This is a genomic window from Rhizobium sp. FKL33 (genome assembly GCF_005222915.1).
GTDB lineage: Bacteria > Pseudomonadota > Alphaproteobacteria > Rhizobiales > Rhizobiaceae > Rhizobium_E.
Genome location: NZ_STFX01000034.1, coordinates 22,843 through 42,210 on the forward strand (window position 1 = coordinate 22,843; position 19,368 = coordinate 42,210).

Annotated in this window: 16 protein-coding genes; 2 read left to right on the forward strand and 14 right to left on the reverse strand. The window is 62.9% G+C overall.

Annotation, left to right across the window (positions count from 1 at the left end):
• Nucleotides 1-127: 127 nt before the first annotated feature.
• The gene (locus E8Q41_RS20190; RefSeq protein WP_246660259.1) at nt 128-367 is read left to right on the forward strand and encodes a hypothetical protein; all 240 of its coding nucleotides are present in this window, start codon (nt 128-130) and stop codon (nt 365-367) included.
• A gap of 60 nt (nt 368-427) precedes the next feature.
• Here the strand turns inward: E8Q41_RS20190 and E8Q41_RS20195 are convergent, their stop codons facing one another.
• From E8Q41_RS20195 to E8Q41_RS20240, 9 genes are all read right to left on the reverse strand, one after another.
• Nucleotides 428-2,041 (reverse strand): glycoside hydrolase family 43 protein, encoded by a 1,614-nt coding sequence (locus E8Q41_RS20195; protein WP_137157370.1) that lies wholly within the window; start codon nt 2,039-2,041, stop codon nt 428-430.
• 189 nt (nt 2,042-2,230) lie between these two features.
• The gene (mgrA, locus tag E8Q41_RS20200) at nt 2,231-3,283 is read right to left on the reverse strand and encodes an L-glyceraldehyde 3-phosphate reductase (RefSeq protein WP_137157371.1); all 1,053 of its coding nucleotides are present in this window, start codon (nt 3,281-3,283) and stop codon (nt 2,231-2,233) included.
• Between the two features lie 163 nt (nt 3,284-3,446).
• The gene (locus E8Q41_RS20205) at nt 3,447-4,580 is read right to left on the reverse strand and encodes a Gfo/Idh/MocA family oxidoreductase (RefSeq protein WP_137157372.1); all 1,134 of its coding nucleotides are present in this window, start codon (nt 4,578-4,580) and stop codon (nt 3,447-3,449) included.
• 13 nt (nt 4,581-4,593) lie between these two features.
• Nucleotides 4,594-5,355: a sugar phosphate isomerase/epimerase gene (locus E8Q41_RS20210; protein ID WP_137157373.1), complete on the reverse strand. Its 762-nt coding sequence runs from the start codon at nt 5,353-5,355 to the stop codon at nt 4,594-4,596.
• Between the two features lie 218 nt (nt 5,356-5,573).
• Complete coding sequence (locus E8Q41_RS20215) at nt 5,574-8,015, reverse strand: glycoside hydrolase family 2 protein (RefSeq protein ID WP_137157374.1); 2,442 nt, start codon at nt 8,013-8,015, stop codon at nt 5,574-5,576.
• 181 nt (nt 8,016-8,196) lie between these two features.
• On the reverse strand, nt 8,197-9,279 hold the full coding sequence (locus E8Q41_RS20225) for an ABC transporter ATP-binding protein (RefSeq protein WP_137157376.1): 1,083 nt from the start codon (nt 9,277-9,279) through the stop codon (nt 8,197-8,199).
• A 4-nt stretch (nt 9,280-9,283) separates the two neighbouring features.
• On the reverse strand, nt 9,284-10,174 hold the full coding sequence (locus tag E8Q41_RS20230) for a carbohydrate ABC transporter permease (protein WP_137157377.1): 891 nt from the start codon (nt 10,172-10,174) through the stop codon (nt 9,284-9,286).
• A gap of 4 nt (nt 10,175-10,178) precedes the next feature.
• Nucleotides 10,179-11,072: a sugar ABC transporter permease gene (locus E8Q41_RS20235; protein ID WP_137157378.1), complete on the reverse strand. Its 894-nt coding sequence runs from the start codon at nt 11,070-11,072 to the stop codon at nt 10,179-10,181.
• Nucleotides 11,073-11,214: 142 nt separating this feature from the next.
• Complete coding sequence (locus E8Q41_RS20240) at nt 11,215-12,459, reverse strand: ABC transporter substrate-binding protein (protein ID WP_137157379.1); 1,245 nt, start codon at nt 12,457-12,459, stop codon at nt 11,215-11,217.
• A 432-nt stretch (nt 12,460-12,891) separates the two neighbouring features.
• Between E8Q41_RS20240 and E8Q41_RS20245 the strand changes: the two genes are divergently transcribed.
• Nucleotides 12,892-13,932 carry a LacI family transcriptional regulator gene (locus E8Q41_RS20245; RefSeq protein WP_137157380.1) on the forward strand — a complete coding sequence of 347 codons (1,041 nt, stop codon included), beginning with the start codon at nt 12,892-12,894 and terminating at the stop codon, nt 13,930-13,932.
• On the opposite strand, the gene E8Q41_RS20250 is transcribed toward E8Q41_RS20245, so the two are convergent.
• From E8Q41_RS20250 to E8Q41_RS20270, 5 genes are all read right to left on the reverse strand, one after another.
• Entirely contained in the window at nt 13,920-14,732 is an 813-nt protein-coding gene (locus tag E8Q41_RS20250; RefSeq protein ID WP_170976551.1) for a helix-turn-helix transcriptional regulator, read from the reverse strand. The two genes, E8Q41_RS20245 and E8Q41_RS20250, sit on opposite strands and share 13 nt — an antisense overlap.
• Before the next feature lie 53 nt (nt 14,733-14,785).
• Complete coding sequence (locus tag E8Q41_RS20255) at nt 14,786-15,304, reverse strand: YbhB/YbcL family Raf kinase inhibitor-like protein (protein ID WP_137157382.1); 519 nt, start codon at nt 15,302-15,304, stop codon at nt 14,786-14,788.
• A gap of 110 nt (nt 15,305-15,414) precedes the next feature.
• A complete protein-coding gene (gndA, locus tag E8Q41_RS20260; RefSeq protein ID WP_137157383.1) occupies nt 15,415-16,857 on the reverse strand; it encodes an NADP-dependent phosphogluconate dehydrogenase in 1,443 nt (480 codons plus the stop codon).
• Between the two features lie 79 nt (nt 16,858-16,936).
• Nucleotides 16,937-17,092: a cbb3-type cytochrome oxidase assembly protein CcoS gene (ccoS, locus tag E8Q41_RS20265; protein ID WP_137157384.1), complete on the reverse strand. Its 156-nt coding sequence runs from the start codon at nt 17,090-17,092 to the stop codon at nt 16,937-16,939.
• On the reverse strand, nt 17,089-19,368 hold the full coding sequence (locus E8Q41_RS20270) for a cation-translocating P-type ATPase (RefSeq protein ID WP_137157385.1): 2,280 nt from the start codon (nt 19,366-19,368) through the stop codon (nt 17,089-17,091). Before E8Q41_RS20270 ends, ccoS begins: the two co-directional genes overlap by 4 nt.

The following is a 19,368-nucleotide window of genomic DNA, read 5'->3' on the forward strand; positions in this document are numbered from 1 at the left end:
GACTGGATTCGCTCTCGGACTCAGTTCTCGAGTATCACCAGACTTCTAGACGTCACGCGCCGGCTCGCGCCTGTTTGCGCGAAATATGCAGTGGTTTTTAGAGCACTTAAGAGGGAAAGGAACGTCCATGAAATTCAAGACTCCGACGATCGTCGCCATCTCCATGGCCATCGGCATCGCAACCGGCGCAAGCGTCACCGCAATCGCCGCGCAGCCCAATATGAAGAGCGCGCTTGACCATCTGATCATTGCCGACGCGTTCCTCGCCAAGGCGACGGACAACAAGGGCGGCCACAAGTCCAAGGCTCGCAGCCTGATCAGCGTGGCAATCCAGGAAGTTCGCGCAGGCATTCGCTACGCCAACTGATTTCCTCGTTCCAACGAGGCCAAGCCCGGCAGCACGCGCAGCCGGGCTTTTATTTTGCCGTCATGAGCGTTGTTGATAGCTGAAGCGGTCGAAATCCGCCGCCAGGGCGCCACCGGTGATGTCATAAGCGAACATGCCGACAAAGGCTCCGGTAAAGGAGCCATGCTCGCCAGCGCCCCCTTCGTCGGACACCACGCCGGCGTCGAGCACGGGGCCGATCGCGCGCCATGCGTCCTCGGCATCCGCTTTCCAGAGGAATTGCAGAGCATTGTCGCGCACCTCGGCGGCCAGATGAATGCGGCCGTCGGGCAAGGCCTCGCCGGAGCCGACCGGGAACGTCAGCCGCCCGCCGGGATAATCGCCCGGGCAGGACTGGATGGTGACGCAGCGTCCGAGCGTCTCATGCCAGGTCACCGCCAAGGCGTGAAATTTGTAGCGATTGTAGTAGTGGGTCAGGCCGGCAGCCTGCTGATAGGTTTGCGGATCGAATTCCACCACGGTCTCCGCACGGAAGCGGTGATGCTCCTGCCGCCGCGCGACCAGCGAAAACTCGAACCAGGAGCCGAGGCTCTCACGACCATGGAGCCTGAGATGGCCGGCTCGCGCGGACAGCGAGAACAGCCGGTCGGGCTCAGGCGTCCGCAGCCACTGGAATTCCCTGGGAAGGTCTACGCTGTCGAACTCCGCCTCAATGCGCTCGGGCTCCGGCCGTTGGACAGCGCCCCCGGGCGCCTCGACCTCAAGGGCCGGAACCAGGCCGCCATGGGCGAGCCTCAGCCAGCCGTCTTCGCCCCAGACGCATTTCTGGATCGCCGTTTCGCGGCCCAGCGTGCAGCGCCTCAGCGGCGGCAGCGGACGGCCGGTCAGATGCACGACATAGGCGTCGCCGTCGGGCGTCTCGACATATTGACCATGGCCGGCGCGCTGCAGGGGCGCATCAGGCGCATCCTTAGAGGTCAGCAGATATTGGTCCGGATGCAGCGCGTAAGGGCCAAGCAGTTGTTCGGAGCGGGCGAAGGCGATGGCGTGTTCATAGCCGGTGCCGCCCTCGGCGGCGGTGAGATAGTAGTAGCCGTTCTTCTTGAAGAGATGCGCGCCTTCGACCAGGCCGAGCTCGGTGCCGCCGAAGATGTTGTAAACAGGTCCGATAAGCTTGCCGGCAGAAGCGTCATATTCCTGGCAGAGAATGCCGTCGAAATGGCTGTTGCCGCCGATGGTGTTGTGCGCCTCGGGGCGGTGGTTCCACAACATCTGCAGAAACCATTTGCGCCCGTCATCATCATGAAAGAGCGAGGGATCGAAACCGGAGGAATTGACATAGACGGGATCGGACCACGGCCCGTCGATCGACGGCGCGGTGACGATGTAGTTATGCGCATCCTTGAACGAACCGTCGAAGCGCTTCACATCGGTGTAAACCAGCCAGAACAGCCCGTCGGCATAGGAAAGACACGGCGCCCAGACGCCGCAGCTGTCCGGGTTGCCGCGCATGTCGAGCTGGCTCTTGCGGCTCAGCGGCCGGCAGACCAACTCCCAATTGGCGAGATCGCGCGAATGATGGATTTGTACGCCGGGATACCATTCGAAGGTGGAGGTGGCGATATAATAATCCTCGCCCACCCGGACGATGGAGGGATCCGGATTGAAGCCGGGCAGGATGGGGTTGCGGATCATGGTGGTCTACTCCTCGAAAGTCTGATGCGGCTTTGGCGTGCGCAGCCCCTCATCCGGCTGCCGCCACCTTCTCCCCGCATAAGCGGGGAGAAGGGCGATTGTGGCGAGACCCGCCCTCGATCCGCCTTCTCCCCGCGATGCGGGGAGAAGGTCCCGGCAGGGGGATGAGGGGCAGGTCTCTAACCTCTTTTACTTCTTCTTCCGCGCCGGGCCGTTGCGCTCGGCGGAGGCCGCCCAGAGATTGATATCGGCCTCCTTGGCGTAGACATCGATCTCGGCCAGTTCTTCCGCCGTAAAATCGAGATTGTCGATCGCTTTCACGCAATCCTCGACCTGGCTTGCCCGGGACGCGCCGATCAGCGCCGAGGTCACCCTGCCGCCGCGCAGCACCCAGGCGATGGCCATCTGCGCCAGCGTCTGGCCGCGCTTTTCGGCGATGCGATTGAGCGCGCGGATATTCTCGACATTCTTCTCGCTAAGGAAGTCGGGGTTGAGCGACTTGTCGAGGCTGGCGCGGGCGCCTTCCGGAATGCCGTTCAGATATTTCGACGTCAGCATGCCCTGGGCGAGCGGCGAGAACACGATCGAGCCCATGCCCAACTCTTCCCAGGCGTCGACCAGGCCATCTTCCTCGATCCAGCGATTGATCATCGAATAGCTGGGTTGGTGGATGATGCAGGGCGTGCCGAGATCCTGTAGGATCTTGTGCGCCTCACGGGTGCGCTTGGTGTTGTAGGAGGAAATGCCGACATAGAGCGCCCGGCCCGAGCGGACGATATGATCGAGCGCGCCGCAGGTTTCCTCGAGCGGCGTGTCGGGATCAAAGCGGTGCGAATAGAAGATGTCGACATAGTCGAGACCCATGCGCTTCAGGCTCTGGTCGCAGGAGGCGATGACATATTTGCGACTGCCCCATTCGCCATAGGGCCCGGGCCACATCAGATAGCCGGCCTTGGATGAAATGATCAGCTCGTCGCGATAGCCTTCAAAATCGGTGCGCAGGATCTCGCCGAAGGCTTCCTCGGCGCTGCCGGGCGGCGGGCCGTAATTGTTGGCGAGGTCGAAATGGGTGATGCCGAGATCGAAAGCGGTGCGGCAGATCTCCAGCTTGGTCTGGTGCTTGGCGTCATGGCCGAAATTGTGCCACAGGCCGAGCGAGATCGCCGGCAGCTTCAGGCCGCTCTTGCCGACGCGATTGTATTTCATCTTTTCATAGCGATTGTCAGCGGGGCGCCAGGCCATGGGGAATCCTCCAGTTTTTCTTATGCGGCGGGACTATGCCCTTCATGGCTTTGCAGAGGCAAGCCGTGGATGGAAACTTTGCCTTACGTACCTCAGAAAAAGTGTGGTCAGAGCAGGAAAAACAAAAGTCTCCCCGGCAAACCGGGGAGACCATGACCGAGGCTCAGCGCAGCAGGGCCCGGGCTTCGTCGATGCCGAAGGCGGCCGGCTGGGTGCAGGTGGTGCGGATATCCACCGCCTTGCCCTCTTCGGCGCTCTTGAGGATCGAGGTCAGCACGTCGATCGTATGCAGCGAACGGTCGAGCGAGCAGCGATAATCACCGCCGGTCTCGAGGCTCGCCATCATGTCCGACAGGCCGACGCCGCGATAATTGGCCTGCGTTCCCCAGGAAAAATCATAGTTCTTCGCGGTCATCGGGTGATCCCAGACCTCGACCTCCTGGGGCTCGCGATCGGTTCCCGCCACTTCGACCTTGCCGCCGAAGAAGTTGGGATCCGGAACGAAGATCGCGCCGTCGGTGCCGTAGAGCTCCATGTTCTGGTGGCGATGCGCCCAGACGTCCCAGCTGGCCATCAGCGCCACCTGCGCGCCCGAAGTGAATTCCAGCACGGCATGAATGTTGGTGGCGACGATCACTGGCACCTTCTCGCCGTTGCGCGGGCCATTGGTGATGGTGCGCTCCTCCTTGGCCTTGTTGGCGAGCGCCACGACGCGCTTCACCGGGCCGATGAGATTGACGAGATTGTTGACGTAATAGGGGCCCATGTCGAGGATGGGCCCGCCGCCCGGCTGGAAGAAGAAGTCCGGGTTCGGATGCCACATTTCCATGCCCGGCCCGAGCACATGGCAGGTGCCGGACATGATCTTGCCCAGCTTGCCACTGTCGATCAGATTGCGGGCGTACTGGTGGGAGCCGCCGAGATAGGTGTCGGGCGCCGAGCCGACGCGCAGGCCCTTTTCATTGGCGATGCGGCGGAGGTCCTCGCCCTGCTCGATCGTCAGCACGAAGGGCTTTTCCGAATAGACATGCTTGCCGGCTTCGAGCGCCTTCTTGGAAACGGGATAATGCGCTTCCGGAATGGTCAGGTTGACGACCACGTCCACATCGGGATTGGCGAGCAGCGCGTCGACATCCTGGGCCAGGATGCCGAATTGCTCGGCTTTCGCCTCAGCAGCGGCCATATGCAGGTCGGCGCAGGCGACGACCTTGAGATTCTTGAACATCGGGATCAGGCGGAAATAGGCTTCGGAAATATTTCCGCAGCCGATGACGCCAACGCCATATTCCTTGGTCATGATTTTCTCGTCCTCAGAAGGATTGGATGGTCTGGATGGAGCGCGTCGCGCAACGGGTGATGTCGGACGGATTGTCATGCTCGACGACGAAATGGCGCGCCTTGGTGGATTTGAGCGCCGCCCAGATGGTCGGCCAGGCGACGGTTCCATGGCCGACATCGGCCCAGCCGCCCTCCTCGATGTTTTCGCCGGCCGGCGCGATGTCCTTGATATGGGCCGAGGTGATGCGGTCCTTATAGGCTTCGATGAATTTCAGGGGATCGGCGCCGCCGCGCACCACCCAGGCGACGTCCATCTCCCAGGACAGCGACGGACCGCCTTCGAAGATGCGGTCATGCGGCAGCGAGCCGTCGGCGAGCGCGACGAATTCGAAATCGTGATTGTGCCAGCCGAAATCGAAGCCGGCGTCGCGGAAGGGTTTGCCGGCCTTTTCGAGCCGAGCGCCGAACGCCGTCCAGCCGTCTGCGTCCTTCGGACGGTCGTCGGGCATCACATAGGGGCAATAGACGGCGTCCATGCCGAGCGTGCGGGCGATATCGAGCATGCGGCCCGTTTCGTTCTCGAGCTGGTCGAGACCGAAATGGCCGGTCGCCATGGTCAGTCCGTTGGCGTCGAGATCGGCCTTGAGCGCCTTGACGGCGTCAGTGTCCATCGGCCCGTAAATGCCGCCGAAACCCTCGACTTCCTTATAGCCGAGCTTGCCGAGCAGCTTGAAGATTTCCGAAAGCGGCGGAAAATTGCGCGCACTGTAGAGCTGAAACGAGACTTTGGTCATGGTGTCCTCCATTGAGCGCCCGAAGGCGGAAATTGGGTGGAGATGATTGGATGCAGTCGTGCAATGCCTCTCATCCCCCTGCCGGGACCTTCTCCCCGCGCCTGCGGGGAGAAGGGGATTGTGGCGCGACCTCCGCTCCATCGTCCTTCTCCCCGCAATGCGGGGAGAAGGTGGCGGCAGCCGGATGAGGGGCGAAGCACGCCGCCTAACTCAAATCCTCACTCCACCGCCTGACACGACTGCAGATCCCGCAGCACGAAGCGCGGAGTCGCCGACGGATCTTCAGCGGTGAAGGTGATGATGCGGTTTTCCCCGGAAAGCAAGTCGAAGGCGTTGTCGGAGAAACGTCCGGCCACATCCGCTTCCAGCATCACGAACAGGGCGAGACCGGCGGAGTTCAGCGAAATCCGCCAACGCCCCTCGCCCACGGCCTGCGCCTTATAGACAAGGCCGGCGGGCGCGAGATCGAGCGTCTTGTAGCTTGTCGCCACATGGTGACCGCGATCTTCATTGCCGGCCGAAGTCCGAAAATCCCAAAACAGCAGGTGATCTCCGGGGATTTCGCTGGCGGAAATCGTCTCCAGCGTCATCGCCCTGTCGGGTCTGCAGGTCGCCTTGGCGGACCGCAGCGGATGCCGCGCGCCGGCGAGATCGACGGTGTAGAAGTCCGCGGACACCTCGATATTGTCCGAGAGGTCGTTGATCATCCGCATCTCGATCTCGGAGCCATCCGGCGAGGGGATCGCGACCAGCGTCACCGGCTCGAAGAAACGACGCGCCTGATAATGCATGGCCTTCCAGTTGCCGCCGTAATCGAGGCTGGCCCAGGAGGCCACCGGCCAGGTGTCGTTGAGCTGCCAGATGATCGTGCCCATGCAATGCGGCTTGAGCGAGCGCCAGTAATCGATCGCCGTCTTGATCGCCAGACCTTGCTGGATCTGGCTGAGATAGACGAAATTGGCGAAATCCTTGGGAAAGCGGAAATAGCGGAACATCGTGCCCGCGATCCGCTCATTGCCGCCCGGATTCTTCTGATGGACCTCCATCACCGGCGAGGCGATGTTGATGTCCTTCTTCTCCGCGAACTGACTGATCAGCAGGTTCGACGTATAGGACTGAAAGCCGAATTCCGAACAGAAGCGCGGCTTGACAGTGCGATAGTGATCGAACGACTTGTTCTCGTGCCAGACCGACCAGAAATGCATGTCGCCGGAGCCGTCCGCATGCCAGGCGTCGCCGAAATTGAGATAGCCGCAGGACGGGCTCGACGGCCACCAGAGCGCATCGGCGTCAGCCTTGCGCAGCGCCGTTTCGATGGTGCGGTTCAGCCTGTCATAGGAGACGAGGTAGCGGTCGCGATCCTTCTTCGAGCAGTCGAACCAGTTGAGAGCGCCGACCAGTTCATTGTCGCCGCACCAGAGCGCGATCGAGGCGTGATGGCCGAGCCGCTTGACCTGGTATTCGACCTCATGCGCGACGTTGTCGAGAAACTCGGGCGTCGACGGATAGAGATTGCAGGCGAACATGAAGTCCTGCCACACCAACAGCCCCAGCCGGTCGCAGATGTCGTAGAACCAGTCATGCTCGTAGAAGCCGCCGCCCCAGATGCGGATCATGTTCATGTTCGCATCGACGGCCGATTGCAGCAGGGCTTCGGTCTTTTCAGGGCTCGTGCGGGAAAACAGCGCGTCGGCGGGAATCCAGTTGGCGCCCTTGCAGAACACCTCCTGGCCGTTGACCCGGAATGCGAAACGATTGCCCGCCTCATCCTTGTCGGTCACGAGTTTGATGGAGCGTAGCCCGATCGTCTTGACCACGGTCTCGTCGCCGACCGTTACTTTCAGCGTGTAGAGTTCCTGCGCGCCAGAGCCGGCCGGTTGCCACAGCCTCGGTTTCTCCACGACAAAGACATGATGCAGCACGGTTTCGCCCGCGCTGACGCCGCATTCGCGGCGCAGAGACCAGCCGTCGAGTTCGAATTGGACAGGCGCGGTTCCCGGATCGCGCGCGTAAAGCGTCACGGCCACGTCGAGCTCGACACTTCCATCCTTCTTATGCTTCTGCGTGACGGTGACGTGCTCGATGCGGGCCGTCTCGATCTTCTTGAGCGCGATCGTCCCATAGAGCCCCGAAGGCGCGAGCGCGATGTTCCAGTCCCAGCCGAAATGGCATTGCGGCTTGCGCAGCATGTTGCCGTAGGGGATGGGGCAGTTCATCTTGAGCCACGGCACTTCGAACGGCTGCGCGTCATAGACCTTCTTGCCCTCGGCGACGGGCGAATGCAGTGTGACCGAGATTTCGTTCGCGCCCGGCTTCAGCGCGCCCGTCACGTCAGGACGATAGCGGCGGAAGCAATTGTCGGTGCGCGCGACGACGATGCCGTTGACGCGGATCGTGGCGACCGTGTCGACATAATCGAGATCGAGATACCAGTCGCCGTCGACCACGCCCAGCGGCAGGTCGAAGCTGCGCGTCAGCGTCCAGTCCTTATGCGCGACCCATTGAACCAGTTCCTCATTCTTGCCGAAATAGGGATCCGGGATCACGTCCTGCGCCTGCAGCGCCGAATGAACATCGCCGGGAAGCGCGATCGTCAGCCCCTCGGGCTGCCCCTCGGCGGCGAGCGACCAGGAGCCGGAAAGATCGATCAGATGGGTCATGCACTCATTCCTTTGAAGTGGCCGTACGGGGGCGCGGCAGGGGGTGCCCCTCATCCGGCTGCCGCCACCTTCTCCCCGCGGGCGGGGAGAAGGACGATCAGGACAAGCGCCTCGCCCCAAGCCCCTTCTCCCCGCCTGCGGGGAGAAGGTCCCGGCAGGGGGATGAGGGGCTCAAAGCCGCTCAGAGCCTCAACTCGCTTTCCGCATCGAACAACGAGGCGAGCGCCATGTTGAAGGACAATTTCAGATGCGAGCCGGCCGCATAGCGGCGTGCGCCGGCGATGCGAACGGACATGGTGTGGCCGGCGAATTTCAGCCACAGCAGATTGTCGGCGCCCATCGGCTCCTCGATATCCACCACGGCGTCGAACGACTGTCGGGCAGACGCGTCGTCGACGCCGATATGTTCCGGGCGCAGGCCGAGAACCACCTTGCGACCCGCGGGAAGCGTCGCACTGGTCTCGTAGCCGGAAAGCGGAATCCGCACGCCGTCGACATTGACGACCGGACCGCCCTCGCCCGTTTCGATCACGCCCTTCAGGAAGTTCATCGCCGGCGAGCCGATGAAGCCGGCCACGAACAGGTTGATCGGCCTGTTGTAGATGGTCATGGGATCGTCGAGCTGCTGGATCACGCCGCTTTTCATGATGGCGATGCGGTCGGCCAACGTCAGCGCTTCGATCTGGTCATGGGTGACGTAGATCATCGTGTTCTTGAGGGACTGGTGCAGGCGCTTGATTTCCACGCGCAGCTCCGAACGCAGCTTGGCGTCGAGGTTCGACAGGGGTTCGTCGAACAGGAAGACGTCGACGTCCCGCACCAGGGCGCGGCCGATGGCGACGCGCTGGCGCTGGCCGCCCGACAGTTCCGCCGGCTTGCGATGGAGCAGCGGCTGGATCTGCAGGATCTCGGCGGCGCGGGCCACGCGCTTGTCGATCTCCGCCTGCGGCAGGCCGGCGATCTTCAGGCCGAAGGACAGGTTCTTGGTGACCGACATCTGCGGATAGAGCGCGTAGGACTGGAACACCATGCCGATGCCGCGGTCCTTGGGCTCGAGCCAGGTGACGTTCTTGTCCTTGATGAAGATCTGCCCGTCGGTCGGCTCCAGAAGGCCGGCGATGCAGTTGAGCAGCGTGGACTTGCCGCAACCGGACGATCCGAGCAGCACCAGGAACTCGCCATCGCCGATGTCGATATTGAGCTTGTCGAGAACCGTGACGGCGCCGAAGGAGAGCGTGAGGTCTTTGACGGAAACGGAGGTCATGCGGTTACCCCTTCACTGCGCCGGCGGCGATGCCGCGCACGAAATACTTGCCGGAGATGAAGTAGATGCCGAGCGGCACGAGGCCGGTCAGAATGGTCGCCGCCATGTTGACGTTGTACTCCTTCACCCCTTGCGTGGCGTTGACGATATTGTTGAGCTGCACGGTCATCGGCCAGTTGCGCATGCCTGCGAAGACCACGCCGAACAGGAAGTCGTTCCAGATGCCGGTGATCTGCAGGATGACCGCCACGGTGATGATCGGCACCGCCATCGGCAGCATGATCTGGAAGAAGATCTGCCAGAAGCCCGCGCCGTCGACGCGCGCCGCAGAGAACAGTTCGCGCGGCAGCGAGGCGAAATAGTTGCGGATCAGCAAGGTCAGGATCGGCATGCCGAAGATCGTATGCACGATGATGACCCCGTGCAGCGTGCCATAGGAGCCGAGCGTCCGCAGGATGATCGTCAGCGGATAGAGCATCACCTGATAGGGGATGAACGAGCCGAAGATCAGCATGGTGAAGAAGACTTCGGAACCCTTGAAGCGCCAGAAGGACAGCACATAGCCGTTCACGGACGCAATCGCGATCGACACGATCGTCGAGGGCACGAGAATGATCACCGAATTCCAGAACCCGACCTTCAGGCCTTCGCATTGCAGGCCGGTGCAGGCCGAATTCCAGGCCTTGTCCCAGGCCTCGAAGGTGATCTCAACCGGCGGCGAAAAGATATTGCCGAGACGGATTTCCGGCATGCCCTTCAGCGAGGTCACGACCATCACGTAAAGCGGCATCAGGTAATAGATCGCCACCACGATCAGCACGCCGTAGAGCATGATGCGGGACGGATTGAGAACTTTCTGAGGTTTCGGCCCGCGCGGGCCTTCGATCATGGCCATGGGTCTATCTCCGCCTCGCGCCGCCATATTCGTAATACATCCAGGGGATCAGGATGATCAGCACCGCCACCAGCATCACCGTGGAGCCGGCGAGGCCCTGGCCGAGATTGTTGCCGCCGAACATGTAGTCGAAAACATATTTGGCGGGCACGTCAGAGAAGTTGCCCGGACCGCCCTTGGTCAAGGCGACGATCAGGTCATAGGTGCGCACCACGCCCGCCGCCGAAATCACCAGATTGGTGATCAGCACCGGCCGCATGATCGGCAGCACGATGAACAGATAGGTCTTCCATTTCGGAATGCCGTCGACGCGCGCGGCTTTCCAGATCTCTTCGTCGACCGTGCGCAGGCCGGCGAGCATCAGCACCATGGTCAGGCCCGTGCCCTGCCAGAGACCGGCGAGCAGCACCGCATACATGACCGTGTTGCGGTTGCCGAGCAGGTTGAACTTGAAATCGGTGAAGCCCCAGCCCTGCACGACCTTCTGGAAGCCGAACATCGGATCGAGCATCCACTGCCAGGCGATGCCGGTCACGATGAAGGACAGAGCGAAGGGATAGAGATAGATGGTCCTGAACGAATTCTCGAAGCGGATCTTCTGGTCCAGCAGCACGGCCATCACAAAGCCGAGCACGAAGGATATCGTCAGCGACGCCACGCCGTAGAACAGGATGTTGCGATAGGCGTAGCCCCAGCGCGAGGCCTTGAACAGGCGGATATACTGGTCGAAGCCGACAAAGGTCAGTTCCGGCAGCGTGCGCGAGGCGGTGAAGGAATAAAGGATGGTCCAGATGGAGCATCCGGTGAACACCACCAGCGCGGTGAAGATCATCGGCGAGGATGACACGAGCGCCATCCAGTTCCGAGATATCCATGACGGCTTTTGCAGCTCTGCCATGTCGCCTCCCCAAATTTATCAACACTTTGGGCGGCCGCGCAGAAGCGCGACATCCAGTCCGATGCGCCGACCGATCATGGCCATTGCGTGAAGCCGAAGACCCCGGCGCGACGACGCCGCGCCGGGGACGATCGTCAGACGATCAGTTGGCTTCCTTGATGATCTCGACGAAGCGAGCCTGGGCTTCTTCGGGAGTCATTTCGGGCGTGTTGAAATACTCGACCCACATGTCTTCCATCTGCTTCTGCGTGTCGGACGAGAAGGACTGTTCGCCCGACGGCAGGATGTTGTCGGGGTTTTCGAGGATTTTGATGCCCTTCTGCATGCAGGCGTTGGCGGCATTCATGTCGATGTCGCCGCGGATCGGCAGGGAGCCCTTCTTGAGGTTGAAGGCGACCTGCGTTTCCTTGCTGACCAGCAGCGAAGCAAGCTTCAGCTGGGCTTCGACCTGCTCGGCATTGTCGCCCTTCGGCTTGGGGAAGTAGAAAGCGTCGCCGCCGGTGTCGAGCACGGCCTGCATGCCGAGACCCGGCAAGCAGTCATAGTCCTTACCCGCGACCTGACCGGCCACGGAGAATTCGCCCTGCGCCCAGTCGCCCATGATCTGCGCGCCAGCCTTGCCGGTGATCACCATATTGGTGGCGTCGTTCCAGGCGCGGCCGACGAAGCCGTCATCCACAAGACCGCGGGCGTCGGCGATCGCCTGGAACACCTTGGTCATTTCCGGAGAAGCGGCCGCTTCCGCATCCTTGTTGATCTGGATCTTCTTGTAGAGATCGACGCCGCCGATGGCGATCTGGAAGACGCCGGCCATGCCATTGATCTGCCAGGGCTCGCCGCCGACTGCGAGCGGGGTCACGCCCTTTTCCTTGAGCTTCGGCGCTTCGGTGACGAATTCAGCCCAGGTGGTCGGCACTTTCAGGCCATTGTCTTCGAAGACGTGACGATTGACCCACATCCACTGGAAGGAGTGGATGTTGACCGGCACGCAGAAGATCTTGCCGTCATAGGTGCAGCTGTCGAGCAGCTTGGACGGACGAATGAAGTCCTTCCAGCCTTCCTTTTCGGCGATCGGCGTCAGGTCGGTCATCAGGCCGGCCTTGACGAGATCTTCGGCGTCGCGGCCGGTGTTGAGCTGGGTGGCGCCCATGGGATCGCCGCCGGAAATGCGCGACAGGATGATCTGGCGGGCATTGTCGCCGCCGGCGATCGCGCCGTCCTTCCACTTGATGCCATTGGCCTCGGCGGCCTTGGCGAATTCGGCCACGGCCGCGGCTTCGCCGCCCGAGGTCCACCAATGGGTCACTTCGAGTTCAGCCGCTTGGGCCATACCGAAGGACAGCGAAACGGAAGCCGCCAGGGCTCCTGCAAAAAGCCTGATGTTCATGAGTCTCCTCCCTCACTGAAACGTTGCCGGAAAAACTTATTCGAAAGCGATCGAGGCTGCAACCACCAAGACGCTATTTTTTTCGAGCCTCGTCGTAAACCCCTCTAAAACGTTTGAAATTCTTAAAACCTACCACCCGAAAGGTATTTAACGACAATATTTCCCCAACGTCAAGAGTGCTACTATGATACTGATTTTTCTAGTTAATCATACTTTTCGGATTGTGAACGCTCGTGGACGTTCATGTTGCGCTTGCGAGTGGCTAAAATACCGCCTTCGCTATCGCAGCAAGACATGGTTGTGCGCCGCCGCAACGAATAGCACTCGACAAATGAACTGCAACGTTACAGATTTTAAGACTTAGAGGAGGACGGCGTGGCGCTTTTTGCAGAACTGGCGTAGGACGCTCCGGGGCATGACAAGGAATGAACCATGAAAGCTGCTGCGCAAGCGGGCAATGGTCTGGCGCCGGGGGAGCGGCCGACCTTGAAGACGATCGCATTCATGACGGGTCTCGGCGTCACCACGGTGTCGAGGGCGCTCAAGGATGCGCCAGACATCAGTCAGGAAACCAAGGAGCGGGTGCGGCTGGTCGCCAGCCAGATCGGCTATTATCCCAACCGCGCCGGCGTGCGCCTGCGCACCGGCAAGACCAATGTCATCAGCCTGATCCTCAACCTGTCGGAAGAGCTGATGGGTCTGACGTCGCACATCGTCTATGGGATTTCGGAAATCCTCGCCAACACCAGCTATCATCTGATCGTGACGCCCTATTCCGCCGATCGTGATCCGATGACCCCGGTTCGCTATATTCTCGACACTGGCTCCGCCGACGGCGTGATCCTGTCATCCACAGAGCCCGACGACCCGCGTATCCGGCTGCTGACGGAGCGCAACCTGCCCTTCGTCACCCATGGCCGGACGGATATGGGCATCGCGCATCCCTTCCATGACTTCGACAACGACGCCTATGCCTATGAGGCGGTGCGGCGGCTGACCGCCAAGGGTCGCAAGCGCATCGCCATCCTCGAACCCATACCTCGCTACACCTATCACCGGCATATGCGCTCCGGTTTCGCCCGCGGCTTGCGTGATTTCGGCGCCGAGGCGGCGCCCTTTCCGGACGTCTATCTCGACAATTCCATGAACCATATCCACAAGGCCGCATTGGAATTGTTTTCCGGCAAGAATCGCGTCGACGGCTTCATTACCGGCTCGAGCGCAGGGGCCGTGGCGATCGCCTCGGCGGCCGAGGCCATCGGCTTGAAAATCGGCGAGGATCTCGACATGGTCTCCAAGCAGCCGGCCGACCTGTTGCGCTACATGCATCCGGACATCATGACCGTGAACGAGGATATCCGGCTGGCGGGCCGCGAGCTCGCCAAGGCCGTGCTCGGTCGCATCGAGGGCGTGCCGCCCCAGAGGCTGCAGACCATAAGCCTTCCGGACGGCAGCCTCGTCTATCCCGGCTGAGCCTGCCGGTGACCGCGGATCGCGCTTGGCGGAAAGCCGAAGCGATGGCGGAAGCGGATGGCGAACCGGCTCTGCGATTCGAAGCCGATCCGCGCCGCGATCTCCGACACCGGCAGCCGCGAACATTGCAGCAATTGCATCGCATGGGTCATGCGCACATCGGTCAGCACCGCCCGCAGGCTCGTGCCCTCTTCCGATAGTCTCCGGCGCAATGTCGCCTCGCTGACGGCGAGTTGGGCGCAGATCTCCGCGCTCGACCAGGCGCTCTGCGGGTTCGCCCCGACGAAACGGCGAATGCGCGTGGTGAAGCTCTCCTGCGAGACCGGCGGAAACCGCCAACCGGCTGAAGCCAACCAGGCCAGAAGCTCGCCCAGTTTGTGGCGGGCGACGAGGTCGGGAATATCGTCTTCGTCGGTCAGAGCCTCCACCGCCTGCTCATAGGCGCGAAAGAGCCCCGTCGGCATCCGCCCGAGGCTCTGGCAGCCGCCGATCGGTTGCGCCTCGGCGGGCGGCGTGAAATCGGCGAGAACGGCGGGATCGATCACCAACCAGCGCGCTTCGTAGTCGCCGTCTTCGGCGGCGACATTCTCGAAATCGATCGCCTGGCCGGCGGCGATCGCCACCGCCTCGCCCTCGTCGATCCGCAACGTCGCTCCGGACGATTGAATGAGCTTATGGCCGCGCCTGACCATGATGATCAGCGGCAGATCGTTGGTGATCGACGTATAGCCGAGCCGTCCCGACTGGGTGATGTGACCAGTGGCGCCGACGCCCGGACGGGCGGCCAGAAGATGACGCAAAGCCTGCTCCTTTTGCCCCACGCCGATGGGCATGGGGTTTGATACGATGTCTATCAACGCGCGCCGGTGGCGACAATGCGCGCCTCGTCGAGCTTCAACATATTGGAGACGAAGCCGACCAGCGCCGGCGTGGCGTTTTCGGGCACGGGCAGTTTCGCTATCTTGATCGCTTTCACGGTCAGCACATAGCGGTGCGTCGTCCCCTCGGGCGGGCAGGCTCCGAGAAAATGCGCGTCGCCCGCATCGTTGCGAACCATATAGGCGCCCTTTGGCAGCCTGGAGGCGTCGTCGCCCGCCCCCGATGACAGCGACGTCACCCCGGCGGGGATATCGACCGCCACCCAATGCCAGAAACCCGAACCGGTCGTGGCGTCGGGATCATAGAGCGTCACGACATAGCTCTGCGTTCCCTCGGGCGCGCCCGACCAGCGGATCTCCGGCGACACGTTGCCGCCGGCGCAGCCGAACACGTTGGCGAATTGCTCCGGCGCCAACCGGCCGCTCGCCATATCCCGGCTCTCGACGGCAAGAGACCCGGCGGAAGCGGCGGTGGCGACGCTCAAAAAGGACATTAAATACAGGGCTTTCAAAGGCTTTCCTCTCATGGTTTGGACGAGAGGAGCGTAAAAAGACGAAGGGCGGACCGATAGGCCCGCCCTCGTCACATTTGGCGCCGAAACGCTCAACCGTTCTGGAAGTCAGCCAGACCCGAACCCCAGGGGCCGTGATGCTTGTCGAGACCATCGAGGCGGTCGAAGCCGTGCGCGCCGAAGAAGTCGCGCTGGGCCTGGATGAGGTTCGCCGTGCCGCGGCCGCGACGATAGCTGTCGAAATAGCCGAGCGCGGAAGCGAGCGCCGGAACCGGCAGGCCGGCGATGACGGCGGCGGAGACCACGCGGCGCAGCGCGCCGTCGGTGTCCTTGACCATGGTCGCAAAGGCGGGCGTGACGATCAGGTTGGCGGCGTCCGGCATGGCGGTGAAGGCCGAGGTGATCTCGTCGAGGAACTGCGAGCGGATAATGCAGCCGGCGCGCCAGATCTTGGCGATCACCGGCATCGGCAGGGACCAGCCGAATTCCTTGGAGGCTTCGGCCATCACGGCGAAGCCCTGCGCATAGGCGCCGATCTTGCCGGCCAGCAGCGCCAGTTCGAGATCAGCGATGAAGGCGGCCTTGTCGGCGGGGTTGATCGCGCCTTCGCCCGGCAATCCGAGGATCTTTTCGGCCGCTTCGCGCTGCGCCTTGAAGGACGACAGGCTGCGGGCGGCGACGGCGGCTTCGATGGCGGTGGCCGGGACGCCCATATTCTGGGCTTCTATGGCCGACCATTTGCCGGTGCCCTTCTGGCCGGCGGCGTCGACGATCAGATCGACGATCGGCTTGCCGGTGATCGGATCGCTGGCCTTGAGCACGGCTTCGGAGATTTCGATCAGATAGGAATTCAGGCGGCCCTTGTTCCACTGACCGAAAATATCGGAGCATTCGGCCGCGGACAGGCCGAGACCGTCGCGCAGGATGCCGTAGATTTCGGCGATCATCTGCATGTCGGCATATTCGATGCCGTTATGGATGGTCTTGACGAAGTGACCGGCGCCGTTCTCGCCCAGCCAGGCGACGCAGGGGTCTTCCTTGAACTTGGCGGCGATCGAGGTCAGCACCGGCTCGACGCGCTTCCAGGATTCTTCCGTGCCGCCGACCATGATCGACGGTCCGTGGCGCGCGCCTTCTTCCCCCCCCGACACGCCCATGCCGATAAAGGTCAGGCCCGAATCCTCAAGGCCCTCGAAGCGGCGGATCGTGTCGCGGAAATTGGCGTTGCCGGCGTCGATGATGATGTCGCCCGGCGAGAGGTAGTTGCGCAGCGTGGCGATCAGCTCGTCCACAGGCTCGCCGGCCTTCACCATGATGATGACCGGACGCGGCGGGCGAATCGCTTCCACGAATTCCTCGAGCGACTTGCAGGGAACGAGCTTGCCCTGGAGATCGCCGGCTTCGGCGTAGAAGGTTTCGGTCTTGTCGGGAGACCGGTTGAAAACCGCGATGCGGTTGCCTTCTTCAGCGATGTTGAGCGCCAGATTGGAGCCCATCACCGCCAGACCGATCAGTCCGATTTCCGCCTTTTCCATGACGATGTTCCTTCCAAAACGATTTAGTTTTGGCCGGACTATACGCGGCTCGCCGCCGCTGGCAAGGCGGCACAGTGGTTTATTCGCCGGGTTTGCCGTCCCCGTCGTCGAGCACCCGCCAGGCCGCGCCGTCGAGATCGTCATATTGGCCCGACTTCAGCGACCAGAGGAAGGCGAACAGCCCCAAGGCGCCGAGCCCGAGGGCCACCGGAATCAGATAGATCAGCATATTCATGGCGAAAGCACCGCCTTTCCGAGCGCCGGCCGCGCATTCGGCGACGGCTCGGCCGCCTGCCTGCGGCTGTTGAGCCTGAGCGAATTGGCGACCACGATGATCGACGACGTCGACATGGCGATCGAGGCCACCAGCGGAGTGGCGAGCCCCGCGATCGCCACCGGCACCGCGATGAGATTGTAACCGACCGCCAGCGCGAAATTCTGGCGGATCAGCCGCCCTGCCCGACGCGACACGTCGATCGCCAGCCAGACCGCGTCGAGACTGTCGCGCATGAAGACGAAGTCGGCGGCCTGCCGGCCGATATCGGCGGCGGTGGAGGGCGCGATCGAGACATGGGCGGCGCTGAGCGCCGGCGCGTCATTGATGCCGTCGCCGACCATCAGCACCTTGCCGCCATGGGCGGAGGCGTCCTCGACGGCGCGGACCTTGCCCTCGGGCGTCAGGCCCGCGCGCCATGCGGGGATATCCAGCCGCTTTGCGAGCGCGGCCACGACCGGCTCCCGGTCGCCCGAGACGATCGCGGTCGGCATATGATTCCGGGCCATGAGTCGGATGGCGTCGGCCGCCCCCGGCCGCTGCGTGTCCTCGAAATGAAAGGCGGCGAGCTCGCGGCCATCGAGCGACAGCACACTTTCTGTATAGGGCAGATCGGGATCGGCGACAGCGCCCTCGCCCAGCGCAAAGGCGCGCGCGCCCAGCCGCCAGAGGCCTTCCGCCGTCTGCGCTTCCAGCCCGCCGCCGGGGATCTCGGTGATGGTCTCGGTCGTCATCGCCATCGGCGCGGCGGCGAGGATGGCGCGGGAGACGGGATGCCGCGAATGGGCGGCCAGACCGGCGGCCATGGCGAAGGCTTTGGGCGAGATGTCGGAGGCGTTGACGAGCCGCGGCTTGCCGAGCGTCAGCGTGCCGGTCTTGTCGAACAGCGCATGCGTCGCCTCCGCCAGCCGCTCCATGGCCGAGCCGTCCTTGACCATCACGCCTTCGCGAAATAGGCGGCCGGCGGCGATGACCTGCACCACCGGCACGGCGAGACCGAGCGCGCAGGGGCAGGTGATGATCAGCACCGAGATCGCCACCAGCAGCGCCTGATGCCAGTCGCCGCCGATCAGCCCCCAGCCGAGCAAAGAGAGAAACGCGGTGCAATGCACGACGGGCGAATAGAGTTGCGCCGCCCGATCGGCGAGACGCCGATAGCGGGCCTTGCCGCCTTCGGCCGCTTCCATCAGGCTGATGATCTCCGCGAGGAAGGAATCCTTGGCTTCGGCGGCGGCCTCCACCGTCAGAGCCCCGGTCAGGTTGATGGTGCCGGCGAGCAGCCGGTCCCCTGCCCGCGCCGGCTGCGGCGCGCTTTCGCCATTGACGATCGACCAGTCTATGTCGCTTTCGCCGGTGAGCACGACGGCGTCGACCGCGAGCCTTTCGCCGGCGGCCACCGACAGGCGGTCGCCGCGCCTGATGTCGGCGACGGGGCGATATTCCGGCTTGCCGTCGGCGGCGATCACCATCGCGCCCTTGGGCGACAGCCGCGCGAGCCCGATCACCGCCGATCGCGCCCGGTCGCGCATGAGATGATCCAGCGTGCGGCCGATCAGCAGGAAGAACAGAAGCGAGGCGGTGGCGTCGAACCAGGCGTGGTCGCCATGATGAATGGTTTCCCAGAGCGACATGAAATAGGAGAGCGTGATGGCGAGCGCGATCGGCACATCCATATTGGTGCGGCCGCGCTTTAGCGCATTCCAGGCCGACCGATAATAGAAGCGGCCGGAATAGACGAGCGCCGGCGCGCAGATCATCGCCGAAATCCAGTGAAACAGATCCCGCGTCGAGGCTTCCGCCCCGGACCAGACCGACACCGACAGGAGCATGATATTGGTGGCGGCAAAACCGGCCACCGCCAGTGCGCGCAGATGTTCGCGGCGCTCGGCGTCAGCGCCGGCCTCCAGATCCTGGAACAGATGCGGTCGATACCCGACGCCGAGGATCGCGCCGACAAGACGCGAGGGATCGGCCTTGACGCCATCCGTCGCCTCTTTCCAAACCACCGACACCCGCTTGGTGGAGAGGTTCACCCGCGCCCGCTCGACTTCCGGAAGCTTGCGCAGCGCGCCTTCGATGGCGGTGATGCAGGCGCCGCAATGAACTTCGGGCACGCTGAGATCGGTCTGGCGCCGGCCCTCGCCGAGCGCGCGCGACGACAGCCAGATCTCCTCGGCGGGCGGCAGGCCGGCTTCGGCCTCAAGCGCGCCCTCTGTTCCCGGTGCGCAGCAGCTCAT

What these genes read in the sequence shown, in the direction of transcription:
- E8Q41_RS20190 (WP_246660259.1), top strand. Translation starts at nt 128, where the DNA reads ATGAAATTCAAGACTCCGACGATCGTCGCCATCTCCATGGCCATCGGC.
- E8Q41_RS20195 (WP_137157370.1), bottom strand. Translation starts at nt 2,041, where the DNA reads ATGATCCGCAACCCCATCCTGCCCGGCTTCAATCCGGATCCCTCCATC.
- mgrA (WP_137157371.1), bottom strand. Translation starts at nt 3,283, where the DNA reads ATGGCCTGGCGCCCCGCTGACAATCGCTATGAAAAGATGAAATACAAT.
- E8Q41_RS20205 (WP_137157372.1), bottom strand. Translation starts at nt 4,580, where the DNA reads ATGACCAAGGAATATGGCGTTGGCGTCATCGGCTGCGGAAATATTTCC.
- E8Q41_RS20210 (WP_137157373.1), bottom strand. Translation starts at nt 5,355, where the DNA reads ATGACCAAAGTCTCGTTTCAGCTCTACAGTGCGCGCAATTTTCCGCCG.
- E8Q41_RS20215 (WP_137157374.1), bottom strand. Translation starts at nt 8,015, where the DNA reads ATGACCCATCTGATCGATCTTTCCGGCTCCTGGTCGCTCGCCGCCGAG.
- E8Q41_RS20225 (WP_137157376.1), bottom strand. Translation starts at nt 9,279, where the DNA reads ATGACCTCCGTTTCCGTCAAAGACCTCACGCTCTCCTTCGGCGCCGTC.
- E8Q41_RS20230 (WP_137157377.1), bottom strand. Translation starts at nt 10,174, where the DNA reads ATGGCCATGATCGAAGGCCCGCGCGGGCCGAAACCTCAGAAAGTTCTC.
- E8Q41_RS20235 (WP_137157378.1), bottom strand. Translation starts at nt 11,072, where the DNA reads ATGGCAGAGCTGCAAAAGCCGTCATGGATATCTCGGAACTGGATGGCG.
- E8Q41_RS20240 (WP_137157379.1), bottom strand. Translation starts at nt 12,459, where the DNA reads ATGAACATCAGGCTTTTTGCAGGAGCCCTGGCGGCTTCCGTTTCGCTG.
- E8Q41_RS20245 (WP_137157380.1), top strand. Translation starts at nt 12,892, where the DNA reads ATGAAAGCTGCTGCGCAAGCGGGCAATGGTCTGGCGCCGGGGGAGCGG.
- E8Q41_RS20255 (WP_137157382.1), bottom strand. Translation starts at nt 15,304, where the DNA reads ATGTCCTTTTTGAGCGTCGCCACCGCCGCTTCCGCCGGGTCTCTTGCC.
- gndA (WP_137157383.1), bottom strand. Translation starts at nt 16,857, where the DNA reads ATGGAAAAGGCGGAAATCGGACTGATCGGTCTGGCGGTGATGGGCTCC.
- ccoS (WP_137157384.1), bottom strand. Translation starts at nt 17,092, where the DNA reads ATGAATATGCTGATCTATCTGATTCCGGTGGCCCTCGGGCTCGGCGCC.
- E8Q41_RS20270 (WP_137157385.1), bottom strand. Translation starts at nt 19,368, where the DNA reads ATGAGCTGCTGCGCACCGGGAACAGAGGGCGCGCTTGAGGCCGAAGCC.